Here is a 20,911-nt window from a genome sequence, read left to right on the forward strand (position 1 = left end):
AAAATTTGAATTATTTATTATTTTCTATAGATATTATATTACCGTTTTCGACTTCATTTGGTTCTCTAGGGAATATCGTACATCATTATAAAACATTACGTTTGTACAAAAATAGATAATCGTTCTCCTTCAATATGATTAAGTTTTCATAAATTAATAGTAGCATAGTATTATATATTGGCATATGTATTTGTTTAATACCCCATCGCAAACTGCTTGACTTTGTGCTAGCTCTAAGTGGTAGAATGAAGGTAAGAAAAACTTGTTATATGGGCGTTTCAGCTTCTCGTACGTAGCTGATTCATTTATTTATCCGCATATTAGAAGTACTATATTGTTGGCTTTATTAAGCCACAAGTTTGATATGAAAAAAGAGGTACTCGAATTGTGTGCTTTTTTTCTACACAAAAAATCGAATTGGAGATGAATTAAGATGGCAAGCGCGGAAATTATTGCAGTAGGAACAGAACTATTACTAGGACAAATCGTGAACTCTAATGCTGCTTTTATTTCAGAAGAGTTAGCAGCTAACGGGATTTATGTCTACCATCACACTGTTGTTGGTGACAACCCTAAACGTTTAAAAGATGTGATAGAAATTGCTGAAAAACGCAGTGATATTCTCATTTTCACGGGTGGATTAGGTCCTACAGAAGACGATATTACGAAACAAATTTTAGCAGAACATCTACAGAAAAACTTAGTAGAAGATGCGTTTCATATGAACAAAATCACGGATTATTTTGCTTCAAGAAATAGAACAATGACTGAAAATAATAAATTGCAGGCTGTAATTATTGAAGGATCCACTGTATTAAATAATGATTATGGTTTCGCTGCAGGAATGTTCTTAAAAGAAAATAAGCATACATATATCTTACTTCCAGGTCCACCTTCAGAAATGAAACCGATGTTTTCGAGTTACGCTGAACCTTTACTCGCAAATGATAGTGCTGAAAAAAATATTTTAGAGTCTAAAATAATGCGCTTTTTCGGTATTGGAGAATCGCAACTAGCAGCAGATTTAAACGATATGATTTTAGCTCAAGTAAATCCTACTATTGCTACGTATGCAGGTGATAATGAAGTAGTTGTGCGGATTACAGCTACTGCAAAGACTAAAGAGGAAGCAAGTGCCCTTGTGAATGAAACGGAACAAGAAATTTTACGCAGAGACGGGGCTTTTTTATACGGTTATGGCGAAGTTTCTTTACCAGAATTAGTAACAGCGATGCTGCTTGAAAAAAATATTACTATTTCCGCTGCTGAAAGTTTTACAGCTGGATTATTCCAAGCAGAAATTGCCCGTTTTCCTGGTATTTCTAAAATTTTTAAAGGTGGTATGGTTACATACAGCGAAGAGACAAAACAATCTATTCTTGAAGTCTCACCTCAAATAATAAAAGAAAACGGAGTCGTAAGTGCAGAATGTGCAAAAGAAATGGCGAATAATGTCAGTAGACTTTGTAACACTGATATAGGTATTAGTTTTACCGGTGTTGCAGGCCCAGATAGCTTAGAAGACCATCCGGCTGGAACTATTTGGATTGGTTTACATGTAGCTGGTTTTGAAACAGAAGCTTATCAGTTTGTTTATGGTAGAGATCGAAACCACAACCGTCGCCGTGCTGTAAAACAAGGCTTTCAATTGATTAAGCAATTTTTAGATACAAATAGATAGTTTTCCTTTATAGAAAATAAAAAAAGTAGCGTTAAAATATATAAATAAGCGATAAAAAAGTATTAGACGAACGCTTAGAATCCCGTTATAATGAGGAAGAAAGCAGCCGGTGCTTACACAAAATAAAAAATACGAATAAACGTTCGCTTTTTGCTTGCTTCTTGCTTTGAAATGCGTTATAGTAATTCTAGGAAAACATTCTGACTGTTTTTAAGAGAGAAGAAGCAAAAAAACAGCTATTAGAATATTATGAAGGAGGCAACAACGTGAATGATCGTCAAGCGGCATTAGACCAAGCATTAAAACAAATTGAAAAACAATTTGGTAAAGGTTCCATTATGAAATTAGGGGAACATTCAGACCAAAATATATCTACTATTTCTAGTGGCTCATTAGCATTAGATATTGCTTTAGGAGTTGGCGGGTATCCGCGGGGTCGTATTATTGAAGTGTACGGACCTGAGAGTTCTGGTAAAACAACTGTTGCACTACATGCGATTGCAGAAGTCCAAGCGCAAGGTGGAACAGCAGCATTTATTGACGCTGAGCATGCTTTAGATCCTGCTTATGCAAAGAATCTAGGAGTTAACATTGATGAACTATTATTATCACAACCAGATACAGGAGAACAAGCTTTAGAAATCGCTGAAGCACTAGTTAGAAGTGGCGCTGTTGATATGTTGGTTATTGACTCTGTTGCAGCTCTTGTACCACGCGCTGAAATTGAAGGCGAAATGGGAGATGCTCACGTTGGGTTACAAGCACGTTTAATGTCCCAAGCTTTAAGAAAACTTTCAGGTGTTATTAATAAATCGAAAACGATTGCAATCTTCATCAACCAAATTCGTGAAAAAGTTGGTGTTATGTTTGGTAATCCTGAAATCACTCCTGGTGGTCGTGCCCTTAAATTCTATTCTACAGTTCGTTTAGAAGTAAGACGTGCTGAACAATTGAAACAAGGTACTGATGTAATGGGTAACAAAACAAAAATAAAAGTTGTAAAAAATAAAGTAGCGCCGCCGTTCCGTATCGCTGAAGTGGATATTATGTACGGAGAAGGTATTTCACGTGAAGGTGAACTTGTTGATATGGCTGCTGAAGTTGATGTGATCAACAAGAGTGGTTCTTGGTATTCTTATAAAGAAGAACGTATCGGACAAGGCCGTGAAAATGCGAAACAATATCTAAAAGAACACACAGACATCCGAGACGAAATCTCTAAACGCGTTCGCGAAGAATACGAAATTGATGGAACTAACAAAGAGCCTTTAGACGAAAACGAAGAGACACTAAGTTTACTTGATGATGAATAATAACTAGCTAATACGTGATAGGGAATTTACTTCCTATCACGTATTTTTTACTATTTTAAAAAAACTCAGGAAAATAAGCTGTCATTTCATTCCTTTTCTTGACATTGTATGCTTTGACCTATAAAATTAAGTTGTATATTTTATATTGCTGGGAGACAAGGGGGAAGTTTTTTCCTTTGAAAATCGGCTTCAACTGAATGGGGAGATTAACACTCGGTTGTTGATGAAAAATACACTTGTGCCAGAATTTTGGCCACCGACATAACAATAACGAAAATTGAATAGCAAAGGAGGTGTAAGGATGACAATCGCAATCACGATCATCTCCAGTTTGCTTTTCTTAATCGTCGGTCTAGTTGTTGGTTCTCTAATTTTTAAATCTAGTACAGAGAAAAAACTGGCTGCTGCAAGGGGGACTGCTGAATTAATTGTAGAAGATGCAAAGAAAGAAGCAGAAACTACAAAAAAAGAAGCATTGCTTGAAGCGAAGGAAGAGAATCATAGGTTACGTACTGAAATCGAAAATGAACTTCGTGGGCGAAGAACAGAGACACAGAAAGCAGAAAATCGCTTATTGCAAAGGGAGGAAAACCTCGACCGTAAAGATACTTCTTTAAGTAAACGAGAAGCTACACTTGAAAGAAAAGAGGAGAGTATCAGTAAACGTCAACAACAAATTGAAGAGAAAGAAAGCAAACTAGCTGAGATGATTCAAGCGGAGCAGACAGAACTTGAAAGAATTTCTGCGCTCAGCAAAGAGGAAGCGAAATCTATCATCCTTAACCAGGTAGAAGAGGAATTAACACATGATACAGCAATCATGGTCAAAGAATCAGAAAACCGGGCCAAGGAAGAGTCGGATAAAAAAGCAAAGAATATTCTCTCATTAGCTATCCAGCGTTGTGCAGCTGATCATGTGGCAGAAACAACGGTATCTGTTGTTACCTTACCAAATGATGAGATGAAAGGACGGATTATCGGCCGCGAAGGACGTAATATCCGTACGCTAGAAACGCTAACAGGGATTGATTTGATAATTGATGATACCCCGGAAGCAGTAATACTTTCCGGATTTGATCCAATTCGACGTGAAATCGCTAGAATCGCCTTAGAAAAACTTGTTCAAGATGGAAGAATCCATCCAGCTCGAATTGAAGAAATGGTGGACAAAGCCCGTAAAGAGGTGGACGAACACATTCGTGAAGTCGGGGAACAAGCTACATTTGAAGTTGGAATTCATTCCATCCATCCTGATTTGATAAAAATTCTTGGCCGCTTGCGTTACCGTACTAGTTATGGACAAAACGTTCTTAACCACTCACTCGAAGTTTCGAAACTTGCTGGAATTCTAGCAGGAGAACTAGGTGAAGATGTTACGCTTGCTAAACGGGCCGGACTACTTCATGATATTGGAAAAGCAATTGACCATGAAATTGAAGGAAGTCACGTTGAAATCGGCGTAGAACTTGCTACTAAATACAAAGAAAATGATGTGGTAATCAATAGTATTGCTTCCCATCATGGCGATACAGAAGCTACTTCTGTTATCGCAGTATTGGTTGCAGCAGCAGATGCTCTTTCTGCTGCAAGACCAGGAGCTCGTAGTGAAACGCTTGAAAATTACATCCGTCGTCTAGAAAAATTAGAAGAAATTTCTGAGTCTTACGATGGTGTAGAAAAATCTTATGCTATTCAAGCAGGGCGTGAAGTACGCATCATCGTTGAACCAGATACAATTGATGATCTTTCTTCCTACCGACTTGCTCGTGACATAAGAAAACGAATTGAAGAGGAATTAGATTATCCTGGTCATATCAAAGTGACCGTCATTCGTGAAACAAGAGCAGTTGAATATGCTAAATAATAGTTAAAGGATACATCGCAAATTTATTTTGCGATGTATCTTTTTTAATCGGTTGCCTAGCTTGATCAAGAACGGTATAATCAAAGGATAGATGAAAAAAGGGAGGCGGATTTTTTGAGTGAGTGGAAAATTTTGCCGATGCTAAAAGAACATTATTCTGGTGTTGCTCGAGTGCATCAAGAAGGTATAGAGACCGGAAACGCTACTTTTCAAGAAAAGACGCTATCTTTTGAAGCTTGGGATGAGAAGTACTTAAAAACTTGCCGCTTAGTTGTTTTAATGGAGGGTCAAGTGATTGGTTGGGCGGCATTGTTGCCATTTTCAAGTATGCATGCTTATCGCGGGGTAGCTGAGTTAAGCATTTATATAGCAAAAAGTGCTCGTGGAAAAGGCATCGGAAAGGCACTAATGCAAGCAATTATTCAAACAAGTGAAGAAAACGGCTTCTGGACTTTGCAATCTTTAATTTTTCCGGAAAATGAAGCAAGTATTACACTTCATCATACATACGGCTTCCAAACTTTATGCATCCACGAAAAACTAGGTGAAATGAATGGTGTTTTTCGAGATGTCGCATTATTAGAACGTAGAAGTAATAGAAACGGAGAATAACGAAATGAAATTATTATTTATTGGTGACGTTGTTGGCTCAATCGGTCGCGACGTCATTACAGAATATTTACCACAATTAAAGAAAAAATATAAACCTACTATCACGATTATAAATGGAGAAAATGCTGCAAGTGGAAGAGGAATCACAGAAAAGATTTACAAGGATTTTCTGGAACTTGGTGCAAATGCCGTAACTCTAGGTAATCATACATGGGATAATCGTGATATTTTTGAATTTATTGATGATGCTAAATATCTCGTTCGCCCAGCAAACTTCCCAGATGATACAACACCTGGAACAGGAATGGTTTTTGTAAAAAGTAATCAACATGAAATAGCCGTTATCAACATGCAAGGCCGAACTTTTTTAGCAGATTTAGACGATCCGTTCCGCAAAATGGACGCATTAATAGAAGAAGCAAAGAAACGAACAAATATAATTTTTGTCGATTTTCATGCGGAAACTACTAGCGAAAAAGAAGCAATGGGTTGGTATTTAGATGGGCGGGTTACTGCGGTAGTTGGTACACACACACATGTACAAACTTCTGATAACCGCATTCTTCCAGAAGGTACAGCATATTTAACCGATACAGGTATGACAGGACCATATGACGCTATTCTTGGAATGGAAAAAGAAGCTGTTATTCGTCGTTTTAAAACAGCCTTGCCAACAAGATTTGAAGTCCCTAAAACAGGTCGAGCAGTCTTATCTGGCTGTCTAATCACTTTAGACGAAACAACCGGAAAAGCACAAAAAATTGACCGAATTCTCATCAATGAAGACCACCCATTTTCCTTTGATTAAGAATGGAGATGTAATTGTGACAGTTTCAAAAGACGAAATTATGAAAAAAGCAACCGAACTTCGTGATGCGCTGCAACAAACGGAAGAAGTATCGTTCTACCGTCTAGCCGAAGAAAGAATCAATGCGAATTCCAAAGTAGCAGCAAAGGTTTCTAAAATAAAGCTACTTCAAAAAGAAGCAGTAAACTTAGAGCATTATCAAAAACTCGAAGCGATGAAACAAACCGAGAATCAAATTGATAATGTTCGCGCAGATATAGATTCGCTTCCGATTGTAACAGAATTCAGACGCGCTCAAGAAGACGCTAACGATCTTTTACAATCTATTACAACGGAGATAACTACAAAAGTAACAACGGAGCTTGAAAAAGAAAATTAACCATTGAAAACTGCCAAACTACTGGTAGTTTTTTTCTTTTGAGGTCGCGGGAAAATGAAACTTTATGATATAATGAGAGGATGAAAATGAAGTAAGGGATGATGAGATAATGACAGAATATACACCGATGATTAAGCAGTACTTGGAAATCAAAGATAAATATCAAGATGCTTTCTTATTTTTCCGTTTAGGAGATTTTTATGAAATGTTTTTTGAGGATGCCTTGAATGCTTCTCAAATTTTAGAAATTACATTAACTGGCCGTGAAGGTGGAACAAAAGAGAAAATCCCTATGTGCGGAGTTCCTTATCATTCAGCGAGCGGCTACATTGATACGTTAATTGAAAAAGGATATAAAGTAGCTATTTGTGAGCAAGTGGAAGATCCTAAAACAACGAAAGGCATGGTAAAACGAGAAGTAGTACAGTTAATTTCTCCTGGAACTGTCATGGATGAACGAGGCTTAAAGGCGAAAGAAAATAACTATATCGCGTCACTTTACTGTTATGAAGGAAAGGAATACGGTTTTGCTTACTCTGATCTATCTACTGGCGAATTAAAATCAACGGTAATTGAAGCTAGTGAAGACCGCTTAATTAATGAGTTAACAACCCTTTCAACCAGAGAGTTAATTGTTTCTGAATCAGAAAAAGAAGTTCTTTCTGATGTGATGAAAGAACAACTTGGGCTAACTTTTTCTGTTCATGAAGAAGATACAATCCCAGCGGAAAACGAAAAATTAGTTACGCGCCATATGTCGTTATCAGAAAAGCGAGCTATAGGTAAATTACTTCATTACTTAAAAGAAACCCAAAAGCGGGATTTAGGTCACCTGCAACAAGCTGTACATTATGAAACTAGTAACTATATGAAAATGGATTACTACTCGAAACGTAATTTAGAATTAGCAGAATCCATTCGAGGTAAAGGACGCCAAGGAACGCTACTGTGGCTATTAGATAACACCCAAACGGCTATGGGTGGGAGAATGCTAAAACAATGGATTGATCGTCCTTTAATTGACCGTAAGCAAATTATCGAACGTCAAAATGATGTCAGTGAATTAATGGCCCACTTTTTTGAACGTCTTGAATTAGTAGAAAACCTAAAAAACGTTTATGACTTAGAACGCCTTGCTGGCCGAGTTGCTTATGGGAATGTAAATGCGCGTGATTTAATTCAACTACGTAATTCGTTATACCAAATACCTCGTATCCGAGCGACTTTATTATCAATGCATAGTAAGAGTTTAACAGAACTTGCTAACCAATTAGATCCCTGTGAAGAGCTAACAGAAAAATTAGAAGAAGCAATAGTCGACGCAGCACCAATTTCCATTCGCGAAGGTGGGATTATAAAAGACGGTTACAATAGCCAACTTGATACTTATCGTGATGCTAGCCGTAACGGAAAAACATGGATTGCAGAATTAGAGCGTAAAGAGCGCGAATTAACTGGCATCAAAACGATGAAGGTAGGCTTTAATCGCGTATTTGGCTACTATATTGAAGTTACCCGAGCGAATACACATCTGCTCCCAGAAGGCCGTTATGAACGCAAACAAACACTGGCCAATGCAGAACGTTATATTACCCCTGAGCTAAAAGAAAAAGAAAAACTCATTTTAGATGCAGAAGAAAAAAGTATGGAATTAGAATATCAACTATTTACAGAAGTACGCGAAATGGTAAAAGACTACATAGAACGCCTCCAAAAATTAGCGAAGTCTGTAAGTGAAATCGATTGTTTGCAAAGTTTTGCAGATATTAGTGAGAAAAACCATTTCATTCGCCCTACCTTAAGTGAAGATGGTTCCCTGCATGTTAAACAAGGTCGCCATCCTGTTGTAGAAAAAGTAATGGGTGCGCAAAGCTATGTCGCTAATGATTGTGATTTAGATCGAAATAGAGAAATTTTGCTTATAACTGGTCCCAATATGTCGGGTAAAAGTACGTATATGCGTCAAGTTGCTTTAACAGCTATATGTGCCCAAGTTGGATGCTTTGTTCCTGCCGAAGAAGCAACTCTGCCAATTTTTGACCAAATTTTCACTAGAATAGGGGCAGCGGACGATTTAATAGCTGGTCAAAGTACCTTTATGGTAGAAATGCTAGAAGCTAGAAACGCTATTGTCCATGCGACAAAAGATAGTTTGATTTTATTTGATGAAATCGGTCGTGGAACTGCTACTTATGATGGGATGGCGCTTGCTCAGGCAATTATCGAGTATATTCACGAAAACGTTCATGCTAAAACACTATTCTCTACTCATTACCATGAATTAACAGATCTTGAGAAAGAATTAAGTGGGTTACAAAACATTCATGTGAGTGCTGTTGAAGAAAATGGAAAAGTGGTATTCCTTCATAAAATTAAAGAAGGACCAGCAGATAAAAGTTATGGTATTCATGTTGCTGAGTTAGCAGAACTACCTAAATCCTTGATTGAACGAGCAAGTTGCATTTTAGAACAATTAGAAAGTAACGATAAAAAAATAATAATTACGAACGATAAACAACCAGAAGAAATTCATGAAGAAGTGCAACTATCAATGTTCCCGGTAGAACCGGAGAAAAAAGGATCTTCTAAAGAAACAAAATTATTAAAAGAAATTGCCGCAATGAATATTATGCAGATGACGCCAATGGATGCGATGAACAAATTATACGAACTCCAAAGTAAAATTCATTAAACAGAAAAGGCGGGATTTAAATGGCTAAACATATAGTAGAATTAACCGATGCTTTATCCAATAAAATAGCTGCCGGAGAAGTAGTAGAACGACCTGCTTCTGTTGTTAAAGAATTGGTCGAAAATGCGATTGATGCAGGGAGCACAGTAATCGATATTTTGGTGGAAGAAGCGGGATTAAATAAGATTACCATTATTGATAACGGCAGTGGTATTGAAGAAGAAGATGTTGCAACAGCTTTTTTACGTCATGCTACGAGTAAAATTAAAAACGAAGCGGATTTATTTCGTGTTCACACTTTAGGTTTTCGCGGAGAAGCTCTTCCTAGTATTGCGTCCGTATCTCACTTAACTTTAGAAACTTCTACAGGTGAAACAAAAGGAACTACTATCTCCCTTGAAGGCGGAAAAATCATCGAACAAAAAAGCGGTCATGCCAGAAAAGGCACGCAAATCGAAGTATCGCAATTGTTCTTTAATACTCCAGCAAGGTTAAAATATTTAAAAAGCTTACCAACTGAACTTGGAAATATAACCGATATTTTAAATCGTCTTGCTTTAGCCCATCCAGATATTAGTTTCCGGTTTTCGCACAACGGGAAACCTTTGCTCCAAACAAATGGAAATGGTGATTTACGTCAAGTAATCGCAGCTATTTATGGTGTGTCTATCGCTAGAAAATCGATTCCAGTCAAGGCAGAGTCGCTTGATTTTAAAATTTCAGGTTATGCTGTGCTTCCTGAAGTAAACCGTTCCAACCGTAATTACATTTCAACGATTATTAATGGCCGTTTTATCAAAAACTTCGCGCTAGTAAAAGCAATACAAGAAGGATATCATACACTTTTACCAATTGGCCGTTTTCCAATAATCGTTCTGCAAATCGAAATGGACCCAATTATTGTAGATGTCAATGTTCATCCAGCAAAACTTGAGGTACGATTAAGTAAAGAAAAAGAACTTGGCCAGCTTATTAGTCAGATGATTAAAGACGCATTTCATCAGTTGCAATTAATTCCAGATGGAGAAGTTTCGAAAAAACAAAAAGAACAGCAAAAATCCGAACAAATTCAGATGTCATTTGAAGAAAACAGACAGCCAAAAGAACCGCCAACACTTTTTTCAAAACCAAATATTCCTGAATACGTAGCATCTGATGAAAATGTACCAAAAGAAGATGACTTTATTTTAGAAACGATGCCTACTTATAATCCGGAAACACAACCTGAGCAAGTAGAAAATCAAAAAGAACGCATTCCGAAAATGTATCCAATCGGACAAATGCATGCGACGTATATTTTCGCTCAAAATGAAAATGGTCTATATATTATCGATCAACATGCCGCGCAAGAACGGATTAAATATGAATTCTATCGTGAAAAAATTGGAGAAGTAAGTCGAGAATTGCAAGAATTACTCGTGCCTATCGTGTTAGAATTTCCATCAGACGAATATGTTCGACTTGAAGAACAAAAAGTGAAATTAGAAGAAGTTGGTGTTTTTCTTGAAAACTTCGGACAAAATAGCTTTATTATTCGCGCACATCCCACATGGTTTCCAAAAGACCAAGAAGAGGAAATGCTTCGCGAAATTATCGATGAAGCCTTATCAGCACCAAGTATAAGTATTCATAAATTAAGAGAAGATACCGCAATTATGATGAGTTGTAAAAAATCAATAAAAGCTAATCACTATTTAACTATGCAAGATATGGAAGCCCTTCTTGACACACTTAGAGAAGCGAGCGATCCATTCACTTGTCCTCATGGTCGCCCAGTTATTATTCAATATTCAACTTACGAACTCGAAAAAATGTTTAAACGTGTCATGTAAAAGAGGAGGAATACAATTGGAGTTACCATTTTCTGGTCAATCAATTATCCCAGCTGCACATAATCAAAAAGACATGGAAAAGATACTAGAGCTTGATTTGACTTATATGGTGATGCTCGAGACTCATGTTGCTCAGCTTAAAGCTTTAGTAAAATTTGCACAAGCTGGCGGGAAAAAAGTTTTGCTACACGCTGATTTAGTCAATGGTTTAAAAAATGATGACTATGCAATTGATTTCTTATGTAAAGAAATTTGCCCAGATGGTATTATTTCTACAAGAGGAAATGCTATTATGAAAGCAAAACAACATAAAATGCTTGCCATTCAGCGATTATTTATGATAGATTCTAGCGCTTATAATAAAGGCGTGGCTCTAATTCAAAAAGTACAGCCTGATTGCATTGAACTTTTGCCTGGGGTCATTCCAGAACAAGTCAAAAAAATGACCCAAAAGCTACACATTCCGGTTATTGCTGGGGGATTAATTGAGACAACGAAGCAAGTGGATGAAGTAATTGCTAGTGGTGCAATTGCTGTTACAACATCTAATAAACATTTATGGTAAAAAAATAGCTAAGTCGCCGTTTTAATAGCGACTTAGCTATTTTCATGAAAAACAATGAAAACGCTATATAAATGGTTAAGGTATTGGCGTGCAATAGATTAAGCGTTTTCTAACTGTTTTATATAAAGAGCTAAAACTAAATCTGTACCATAACAGAACTCGGTATTTGAAGTAATACAGTAAAAATAAAGAATTAAAATCAAAATAAAATTAGAATAATGATAAAGTGGCTAATCCGCATTATAAAAGGAGTTTTGGCGATTTTGAAAGGGGATGACACAAAAAATTCATAAAAAAGTTTGAAAAATATTGCACAAAACTGTAGCATTTTTTGGAGAATATGTTATGATAACAGTGTAGATTATTTGTAAATTAGTTTGCTCAAAAAAGCACGCTCGAGATTGAACAATAAATGGAGGTTATATGATGACTGAACAATGGTATGAATTCGCAGGTGGTAACTGGCAACAAGAAGTAGATGTACGTGACTTTATCTTAAAAAACTATCGCTTATATGACGGTGACGACACATTCTTAGTTGGCCCAACCGAAGCAACTACAAAACTTTGGGATCAAGTAATGGACCTAACTAAAAAAGAACGTGAAAACGGTGGCGTACTGGATATGGATACCAAAATCGTTTCTACTATCACTTCACATGACCCAGGGTATTTAAACAAAGACTTAGAAAAAGTTGTTGGTGTTCAAACGGATGTACCTTTCAAACGCGCTTTACAACCATTTGGTGGAATCCGTATGGCAGAAGTTGCAGCTGAATCTTATGGTTTTAAAGTGGATGAGGAAATTAGCCATATTTTTTCTGAATACCGCAAAACGCATAACCAAGGTGTATTCGATGCTTACACAGCAGAAATGCGTGCGGCTCGTAAATCAGGCGTAATCACTGGTCTTCCAGATGCTTATGGTCGTGGACGTATTATTGGTGACTACCGTCGTGTTGCACTTTACGGAGTTGACTTCTTAATTAATCAAAAGAAACAAGATTTAAATAACACAGGTTTACGTACTATGAGTGATGATGTTATTCGTCAACGTGAAGAACTTAACGAACAAATCCGTGCTCTAGGTGAATTAAAAGTACTAGGCGAAAAACATGGTTTCGATCTTGGGCGTCCAGCTAAAACTGCTCAAGAAGCATTCCAATGGTTATACCTTGGTTACTTAGCAGCAATTAAAGAACAAAATGGTGCTGCAATGAGCTTAGGACGTACATCTACATTCCTTGATATTTATGTAGAACGTGATTTACGCAATGGCCTAATTACAGAAGAAGAAGCACAAGAAATTGTTGACCACTTCATCATGAAATTACGTCTTGTAAAATTTGCTCGTACACCAGATTACAATGAATTATTCTCTGGAGATCCAACTTGGGTTACTGAATCCATTGGTGGTATTACAGAAGAAGGCGTTCCACTTGTAACGAAAAACTCCTTCCGTTTCTTACACACATTAGATAACTTAGGACCTGCTCCAGAACCAAACTTAACTGTACTTTGGTCCACTCATTTGCCATCAGGATTTAAGAAATTCTGTGCAAAAATGTCTATCAAAACATCTGCTATTCAATATGAAAATGACGATGTTATGCGCCCTAAATGGGGAGATGACTATGCAATCGCATGTTGTGTATCCGCAATGCGTGTAGGTAAACAAATGCAATTCTTTGGTGCTCGTGCCAACCTTGCTAAAACTCTTCTTTATGCAATCAATGGTGGTGTCGATGAAAAATCTAAAGCACAAGTTGGACCTGCTTATCGTCCAGTGGAAGGCGACGTATTAGATTACAAAGAAGTAATGGAAAAATATGATGCAATGATGGAATGGATTGCAGAACTTTACCTTAACACACTAAATGTTATTCATTATATGCATGATAAATATGCTTACGAACGTATTGAAATGGCTTTACATGATACAGAAGTATTACGTACAATGGCAACTGGTATTGCTGGACTTTCCGTTGCAGCTGACTCCTTATCTGCTATTAAATATGCTACTGTTCGTCCAATTCGTGATGAAGACGGTATCGTGGTTGATTATGAAATCGAAGGCGAATATCCTAAATACGGAAACAATGATGACCGTGTAGATGAGATTGCAGTTGAACTTCTAAAAACATTTATGACAAAAGTTAGAAAACATAAAACTTACCGTGATGCAGTACACACAACTTCTGTTCTTACAATCACGTCCAACGTGGTTTATGGTAAGAAAACTGGTAACACACCAGACGGACGTCGCGCAGGCGAACCATTTGCACCAGGTGCGAATCCAATGCATGGCCGCGATACTAAAGGTGCTTTAGCTTCTCTATCTTCTGTAGCTAAACTTCCTTACGAATATGGTCAAGATGGTATTTCTAACACATTCTCTATCGTACCTAAAGCTTTAGGTCGCGAAGATGAATCACAAATCAATAACTTAGTTGCAATGCTGGATGGTTATTCCACAAAAATGGGACATCACTTAAACATCAATGTATTCAATCGTGATACATTACTTGATGCGATGGATCATCCAGAAGAATACCCTCAACTAACTATCCGTGTTTCTGGATATGCCGTTAACTTTATCAAACTAACTCGTGAACAACAATTAGACGTTATTCACCGTACAATGCACGAATCCATGTAATAATTAGGCGAGAACGCTTCGACAAGGATTGCTCACCAGTAGCAATCCTTGTTATTTAGGAAAGGAAGAGGAGAATTATGACAGAGGTTTTAGGAAGAGTTCATTCAGTAGAAACAATGGGAACAGTAGACGGTCCAGGTATCCGCTTTATTGTTTTTATGCAGGGGTGTTTACTTCGTTGTCAATTTTGTCATAATCCTGATACTTGGAAAATTGGTACAGGCACAGAACGCTCAGCCCAAGATGTATTTAACGAAGCGATTAAGTATAAAGAGTTTTGGGATGCATCAGGTGGTGGTGTTACAGTTAGTGGCGGTGAACCATTACTTCAAGTAGATTTCCTAATCGAGTTTTTCACGTTATGTAAAGCAGCAGGAGTGCATACAACTATCGACTCTTGTGGTGGCTGTTTCACTCGTGATCCGGAGTTTATCGAGAAATTGGATCGTTTGATGGAAGTAACAGATTTGATTTTACTTGATATTAAACAAATCAATCCAGAAAAACATTTAAAACTAACTACGAAATCCAACGCACCAATTATCGATTTTGCTCACTATTTACGAGATAAAGAGCAACCAATTTGGATTAGACACGTGCTAATTCCAACTAAAACAGATGATCCAGAAGATTTAACAAAGCTACACGAATTTATTCAAACTCTTCCAAATGTAAAACAAGTGGATGTACTTCCATACCATACGATGGGCGTTTACAAGTGGAAAGAAATGGGCATTCGTTACCCATTAGAAGGCATCGAAGCTCCAGAAGAAGAAGTGGTAGCGATGGCTAATAAAATCTTAGAAACTGGTAGTTATAAATAGTAAAAACCGGCGAATACTAAGTTCGCCGGTTTTTTATAATATTTTATACATTTCTTCGCACCAATTTAATTCGGTTTGAATTAAATCTAATCGTCTTGCATAGACCTGATAAGACATGTTTTTTAGCTTGTCTTGTTTGGTTTTTAAATCAAATAAATTAACGAAATGATCTAGTGTTTCTTCAATTAAACCTAATTGTTCTTTTAAATAGCTTTCTCGTTCTTCAATAAGTCCTTTGGTTCTGGCATTATTTAACCAATCGAGTTGCACTTTTGTTGTAAATTCATCCCTTGTAACAGGAATTTTAAGTGGCGTTTCGGACCATTCGAGCAGAGAGTCTAAGCCGGATTGTGTGATGGTATAAACTTTTTTATCAGGCTTTTTATCTTGAGAATGCTTATGAACAACTAAAAAACCAGCCTTTTCTAATTTAGATAAAGAAGGATAAATTTGGCTGTGATGCGTATTTTGCATAATCCGAAGCCGGTTTGCTAGTTCATAACCGCTAGAGGCTTCACGAGCAATCATTTGCAATAAAGTATATTCTAAGACATTTGGTATCATACAGTAGCACCTCTAAAATTCTATTTAACCTTATTGTAAGCGATAAACATCAATAAGTAAAATATTTATATATGTAATAAATTATATATGTAAATATTGACATTGGTATTTATCAAGCGTAATATAATAGTTGAGTTTTATTTTGGAAAGGGAAGTGTAGTTGTATTATGATGACAGACAAGGAAATGAACACGGGGAAATGGATAACAGCAGCAGCTAGTTTGCTTGCTTTTATGGGGATTGGGGTTGTGGATCCACTTTTACCTTCTATTGCAGAAAGTATTGGCGCATCCCATTCACAAGTTGAAATGTTATTCACTGCTTATATTTTTACAATGGCGATTATGATGATTCCAATCGGTATTGTCGCAGGTAAATTGGGTGACAAAAAATTAATCGTTATCGGACTATTTATCGTAACTATTTTTGCATTATTATGTGGTTTATCAGATACAATTGGCGCTTTATCTATTTTTCGTGCTGGCTGGGGTTTTGGTAATTCAATGTTCATGGCTACAGCGATGACAATGTTAATTGCTTTATCAGAGACGCCAGGACATGCGATTGGGATTTATGAAGCTTCTATGGGTCTTGGAATGGCATTTGGACCTTTATTAGGAGGGATTTTAGGAAATGTTTCGTGGCGCTATCCATTCTTTGCTACAGCTTGCTTAATTTTTATCGCATTTTTACTGATTTTATTCAAAGTAAAAGAACCGAAGAAAGTTGTTCAAGCACCTACTGAAAAAAATGAAGTGGCTATAAAACAGATGTTACATTTGTTTAAATATCGCCCGTTTCTACAAATCGCATTTAGTGGCATGTTTTATTATTATTGCTTCTTCACTATTTTAGCTTATTCACCACTCGTTCTTGGTTTATCAGCGATTCAAATAGGTTTTGTATTTTTTGCTTGGGGACTATGCTTAGCTCTTGGTTCTGCAAAAGTTTCTCATGCATTAGAATTTCGTTTTAATAGTAAACAAATATTAAAGGGATCGTTACTTGCGTGTGCTGTTATCTTAGCATTACTCGGATTTATTGATAATACAGCCATTGATATTGGTTTAATAGTTATTTCCGGCTTAATCTTAGGTATAAATAACGCCTTGTTTACAACAACTGTGATGGAGCACTCGCCGTATGCAAGAAGTGTCACTAGTGGGGCATATAACTTTGTACGTTGGTTAGGAGCAGCATTTGCACCACTTTGTTCCGGCTTACTTAGCGAAGCATTTGGTATGAAAATGCCATTTATTGTAGCCAGTGTCATTTGTTTAGCTGGTATGGGACTACTTTTTATTAAATTAAAACCGGCACATTTTGCACTTCAACAATCTACTTCAATAAAAAGTGAATAAAAATGAAAGACTGAGCAATTTTGTTCAGTCTTTTTTTATGCTAGTTATTAATTATTTAACGTTTATCATTAAATAATTATTGACATACTATCGCTCTGTTATGTATAATCGAGAAAAAAGGGGGAGATTTACATGAAACTAAAACGATTGCAAAAAATGAGTTATTTTCTACATATTACCCTTAAGATTCTGTCTGTAGGCGCGATTCTGGTAGCCGCTTTAGCTATTGTGATGAAGTTGCTTAATAGTAATAATATCAGTATAAATAAGATGGAATTAAACACTATTTTAAATTTTAATACTGAATATTTTGCAGGTAATGACATTTCCCAATATATTCAAACGGAAGAGTGGCTCACAGTTGGTATTTCAGTTCTTTCGGCTATTTTAATCGCTTGGATGCTATGGATTGCTAGTACCATTTTTCAAGATTTAGCAGTTGAATTTACACCTTTTGCTGATGTTGAAATCAAAAGGTTACATAGAATTGCACAATTAATGCTCGTTTATGCGTTAGGTCCGCAAATTGTATACTCAGTTTTGCATACAATTTTAATCCCAGGTTATAGTATTCATTTAGGACTAGACATGGCATTTTTCTTTGCAATTATTTTTTATTGTTTGACTGAAATATTTCGTTATGGTGCAGCTTTGCAAAAAGAATCTGACGAAACTTTATGAATGGAGCGAAAAACGATGGCAATTGTATTGAGGCTAGATCGTATAATGGCTGACCGTAAAATATCTTTAAACCAGCTGTCCGAAGAAGTCGGAATTGCTAATGTTAACTTATCTAAAATCAAGACTGGCAAAGTAAGTGCGATACGATTTTCCACGTTAAATGAAATCTGTAAAGCATTAAATTGCCAGCCTGGTGATATATTAGAGTATGTGGCTGATGATACGCCTGAAAATAAACTAAAAAGCGGAGGATGAACAACTATGAAGCATAACAATCAACTAGAAGCCGTGTTGGTAAACAAGAACAAAGTATTAGTAATCGGTCCAAATGGCGCTGGAAAATCAACTTTCGCAGCAAAAATTGGCGAAAAATATGACTTTGAAGTATGTCATCTTGATAAGATTTTTTGGCAAGAAAATTGGAATCATATATCTGAATTGGAATTCGAAAAGAAAGTAAATGAAATAATGAGTTCAAAAAAGCCGTATATCATCGATGGAGACTATTTTTTTAACCTTAGTAAAAGACTGGAAGACACTGACTTAGTTATTTGGATTAAAATTCCGTTATTAGTATGTGTAGCAAATATAATCAAAAGACGCTTTAAATACATGTTTAGTACGCGTCCTGATATAACTGCAGGTTGCGACGAAAAGTTAAGTTTTTCATTTTTAATTTATGCTTTGCAGTATAATAAGCGTTCTGGTAAACAAACGAAAGAATTATTAGCAAATGTATATCAAAAAGCAGTATTTGTGATAGATAGTTATCATAAACTGAGAAAATATTGATTATAAACTAGAATTAATGGATGAATCAGCACGTATTGCTTGTTTGCAATAATTGGCATTACTTCCTATAATATATATTATGTAAACTAGAAAATAAGATATCTATGGAATCAAGAAAGAACTTTTGCCCTCTCTTGATTAATAGACACAGTTAATGTTTTCATTCCCTTATTCTATATTTTTTAGAGAGATATTTATTATATAAAAACCAATTGAATAATGTACCTAACAACAAAAGTATCCCTACAACCCATATAAATTTTTGATTTATATAAATATAAGCAACATATAGGCCAACAATAATTAGAATAAGAATTCCGAAAAACACAGTAATAATAATTTTTTTCATTTTATGCATCTCCTTTACTAATAAATGCGACTTTTCTACGCTATTATATATACTTGTTTTGAATTTCTCTCCAACATATTTTCTTACAATTAAAACTTGCCATTTCATCTCCCATATTCCAGTGAAAATTACCGTTTTCGTAGCAAATATTGGCTTCATGGATTTCTGATGATGCGTTTAAATCGTTATGTATGCAAAAATGAGTAACGCCTTCTAAATAAAATTCTAGAGTTGCTAATATATCTGTTTGTCTTTGAATAAAGAGTTTAACTACTGGATTCGTTCCTATCACCATTGATAAGTCGCTTTCTGTTACATATGTACTACTTAAGTATGTTAAACCAGTAATGCAACTATCATGGAAATAATTTAATAAGTCCATTAATTTTACCAAATCGTTTCATTTTTTATTTGTTTCCATTCCATTAAGCTAATTCTCCTTTATGTATAATCTATTTTCATTATACCATCGTTCTTTTAAACAAAAAAACCTTAATCACAACTATGATTAAGGTTAATTTATTCTTATTTCGCTATTTTTCTTGATATAATGATATATGCTGCTCCGCCAACTAACAAACTAAATCCGATAAATACTAGTAAATGATTGTTTGTATCGCCCGTTTTTGGTAGTTTTATAATGCTAGATGGTTTGAAAGGTTTTTCTGTTGGTGTATCACTCATATGCGTTATGCTTTGATTAGTAGTTTTTATTGCATTATCAGTAATTTGAGGAACAATTAAATCTGTAGAATCTTCTTTACTTGAAATCTCTTTTGTTGGAGATTCAGAAGAATCAGTTGAAGCAATAACTTTACTATCCTTACTATAAACATAAGCTACTTCTTGTGTTTGATTTGTGAATAGTCCAGCATGATTAACTGGTGTTTTAGTTAACGTGTAGCCTTCAAATGTTTTTGTTTCTGTTTCAAAAGCTGCACCAAGCTCGCCTGTTAAAACGATTGGTTCGGCAAGTTGATTTCCTTCAGTGTCTTTATAGGTTACTGTAAGAGCTTTTGCGACTTCAACAGGCGTTGTTATTTTTTTATATTTGAAAATAACAGATTGTGGTTCGTCTCTGAATGTGCCTGCTTGGTTTGTTGGCATTTCGCTGAGTTCATAGCCATCGATTTCTTTAGCCACAGCTTGAAAAGAAGCACCATTTTTGCCTGAAAATGTTTCTGTTGGGGCAATTTCTTCGTTTGTCGCTTCATCTACATACGTGACGGATACTTTTTCGCCTTCTGGAATACTTTTTTCATAGATGTAATTTACTTGTGTAGATTCGGTATTTGATGTGTACTTGCCAGTAGCATTGCTTGGAGTTTCTTTTACTTGATATCCCTCCATTGTTTTTGGGGATGTTGTATAATTTTCACCAAGTTTTCCGGACAAAACGTCTGATGTTGCTAATGTTTCATTCGATTCATCAAGGTAGTTCACTTGTACTTTTGCTTTTTCGATTGGTGTAAAAGGACCAGCTAAATCGTATGAATTTTGTCCTGGATATGCGACTGGGTCAAGAACGGTACCTGTAATAGTAAAATAATTAAGCGTGTCTCCTGCTTCAAGTGTTTTAGGTAATTTGAGCCGAAAATTAACGTCATTTTCAACGGTATAGTCAGTGATATAATATTGCTTATTGTTAAAAAGGACATAGGCTGCGTTACCTGGATAGTGCATTGGTACTTCTTGCTGTAGTTTTCCAGTAATGTAGTCATCTCCAATATAAAGTTGATCTACTTGAGGCTCGGGTAATTTAAGCATTAGTGGTGCAGCTTTTGCAGAAAATGGTTGAAATGTGATACTAATAATTGAACTAAGAATTAGTAACGCAAATAAAATTTTTTTTAAATGTTTCATAGGACCTCCTGCTTGTTGGAATAACTATATTCTAGCACCAAAGCCAAGCAGATACGTCAATCTGTAAAAAAGT

At 36.0% G+C, this 20,911-nt stretch carries 18 protein-coding genes; 15 read left to right on the top strand and 3 right to left on the bottom strand.

What is annotated here, in order from left to right; all coding sequences use genetic code 11:
• The first annotated feature begins 433 nt into the window (after positions 1–433).
• From HCB38_RS05880 to pflA, 11 genes are all read left to right on the top strand, one after another.
• Entirely contained in the window at positions 434–1,681 is a 1,248-nt protein-coding gene (locus HCB38_RS05880) for a competence/damage-inducible protein A (RefSeq protein ID WP_185318725.1), read from the top strand.
• Between the two features lie 266 nt (positions 1,682–1,947).
• On the top strand, positions 1,948–2,994 hold the full coding sequence (recA, locus tag HCB38_RS05885; RefSeq protein WP_003766841.1) for a recombinase RecA: 1,047 nt from the start codon (positions 1,948–1,950) through the stop codon (positions 2,992–2,994).
• Between the two features lie 301 nt (positions 2,995–3,295).
• A complete protein-coding gene (gene rny, locus HCB38_RS05890) occupies positions 3,296–4,858 on the top strand; it encodes a ribonuclease Y (protein ID WP_003721904.1) in 1,563 nt (520 codons plus the stop codon).
• A gap of 114 nt (positions 4,859–4,972) precedes the next feature.
• Positions 4,973–5,470 (top strand): GNAT family N-acetyltransferase, encoded by a 498-nt coding sequence (locus HCB38_RS05895; RefSeq protein WP_185637818.1) that lies wholly within the window; start codon positions 4,973–4,975, stop codon positions 5,468–5,470.
• A 4-nt stretch (positions 5,471–5,474) separates the two neighbouring features.
• Entirely contained in the window at positions 5,475–6,278 is an 804-nt protein-coding gene (locus HCB38_RS05900) for a TIGR00282 family metallophosphoesterase (protein WP_185637820.1), read from the top strand.
• Positions 6,279–6,294: 16 nt separating this feature from the next.
• Complete coding sequence (locus HCB38_RS05905; RefSeq protein ID WP_003744056.1) at positions 6,295–6,657, top strand: YlbF/YmcA family competence regulator; 363 nt, start codon at positions 6,295–6,297, stop codon at positions 6,655–6,657.
• Positions 6,658–6,766: 109 nt separating this feature from the next.
• Positions 6,767–9,349, top strand: a complete 2,583-nt coding sequence (gene mutS, locus HCB38_RS05910) for a DNA mismatch repair protein MutS (protein WP_185637822.1) — start codon at positions 6,767–6,769, stop codon at positions 9,347–9,349.
• 20 nt (positions 9,350–9,369) lie between these two features.
• Complete coding sequence (mutL, locus tag HCB38_RS05915; protein ID WP_185318729.1) at positions 9,370–11,181, top strand: DNA mismatch repair endonuclease MutL; 1,812 nt, start codon at positions 9,370–9,372, stop codon at positions 11,179–11,181.
• Positions 11,182–11,197: 16 nt separating this feature from the next.
• Complete coding sequence (locus HCB38_RS05920) at positions 11,198–11,746, top strand: glycerol-3-phosphate responsive antiterminator (RefSeq protein ID WP_185318730.1); 549 nt, start codon at positions 11,198–11,200, stop codon at positions 11,744–11,746.
• A gap of 426 nt (positions 11,747–12,172) precedes the next feature.
• On the top strand, positions 12,173–14,404 hold the full coding sequence (gene pflB, locus HCB38_RS05925; RefSeq protein ID WP_185318731.1) for a formate C-acetyltransferase: 2,232 nt from the start codon (positions 12,173–12,175) through the stop codon (positions 14,402–14,404).
• A gap of 77 nt (positions 14,405–14,481) precedes the next feature.
• Positions 14,482–15,228 carry a pyruvate formate-lyase-activating protein gene (gene pflA, locus HCB38_RS05930; protein ID WP_185637824.1) on the top strand — a complete coding sequence of 249 codons (747 nt, stop codon included), beginning with the start codon at positions 14,482–14,484 and terminating at the stop codon, positions 15,226–15,228.
• A 33-nt stretch (positions 15,229–15,261) separates the two neighbouring features.
• Here pflA and HCB38_RS05935 read toward each other — a convergent pair whose 3' ends face one another.
• Positions 15,262–15,792: a helix-turn-helix transcriptional regulator gene (locus HCB38_RS05935; protein WP_185318733.1), complete on the bottom strand. Its 531-nt coding sequence runs from the start codon at positions 15,790–15,792 to the stop codon at positions 15,262–15,264.
• 167 nt (positions 15,793–15,959) lie between these two features.
• Here HCB38_RS05935 and mdrL point away from each other — a divergent pair, with 167 nt between their 5' ends.
• From mdrL to HCB38_RS05955, 4 genes are all read left to right on the top strand, one after another.
• The gene (gene mdrL / locus HCB38_RS05940) at positions 15,960–17,153 is read left to right on the top strand and encodes a multidrug efflux MFS transporter MdrL (RefSeq protein WP_003766846.1); all 1,194 of its coding nucleotides are present in this window, start codon (positions 15,960–15,962) and stop codon (positions 17,151–17,153) included.
• A 132-nt stretch (positions 17,154–17,285) separates the two neighbouring features.
• On the top strand, positions 17,286–17,834 hold the full coding sequence (locus HCB38_RS05945; protein ID WP_185607744.1) for a DUF2975 domain-containing protein: 549 nt from the start codon (positions 17,286–17,288) through the stop codon (positions 17,832–17,834).
• A 15-nt stretch (positions 17,835–17,849) separates the two neighbouring features.
• On the top strand, positions 17,850–18,089 hold the full coding sequence (locus HCB38_RS05950) for a helix-turn-helix domain-containing protein (RefSeq protein WP_185607745.1): 240 nt from the start codon (positions 17,850–17,852) through the stop codon (positions 18,087–18,089).
• A gap of 6 nt (positions 18,090–18,095) precedes the next feature.
• Positions 18,096–18,626 (top strand): P-loop NTPase family protein, encoded by a 531-nt coding sequence (locus HCB38_RS05955; protein WP_185637826.1) that lies wholly within the window; start codon positions 18,096–18,098, stop codon positions 18,624–18,626.
• Positions 18,627–19,018: 392 nt separating this feature from the next.
• Here HCB38_RS05955 and HCB38_RS05960 read toward each other — a convergent pair whose 3' ends face one another.
• The gene (locus HCB38_RS05960) at positions 19,019–19,369 is read right to left on the bottom strand and encodes a hypothetical protein (protein ID WP_260484086.1); all 351 of its coding nucleotides are present in this window, start codon (positions 19,367–19,369) and stop codon (positions 19,019–19,021) included.
• A gap of 131 nt (positions 19,370–19,500) precedes the next feature.
• Positions 19,501–20,838 carry a MucBP domain-containing protein gene (locus HCB38_RS05965; protein ID WP_185607747.1) on the bottom strand — a complete coding sequence of 446 codons (1,338 nt, stop codon included), beginning with the start codon at positions 20,836–20,838 and terminating at the stop codon, positions 19,501–19,503.
• Positions 20,839–20,911 lie beyond the last annotated feature (73 nt).

It is taken from the genome of Listeria farberi, assembly GCF_014229295.1.
Classification (GTDB): domain Bacteria; phylum Bacillota; class Bacilli; order Lactobacillales; family Listeriaceae; genus Listeria; species Listeria farberi.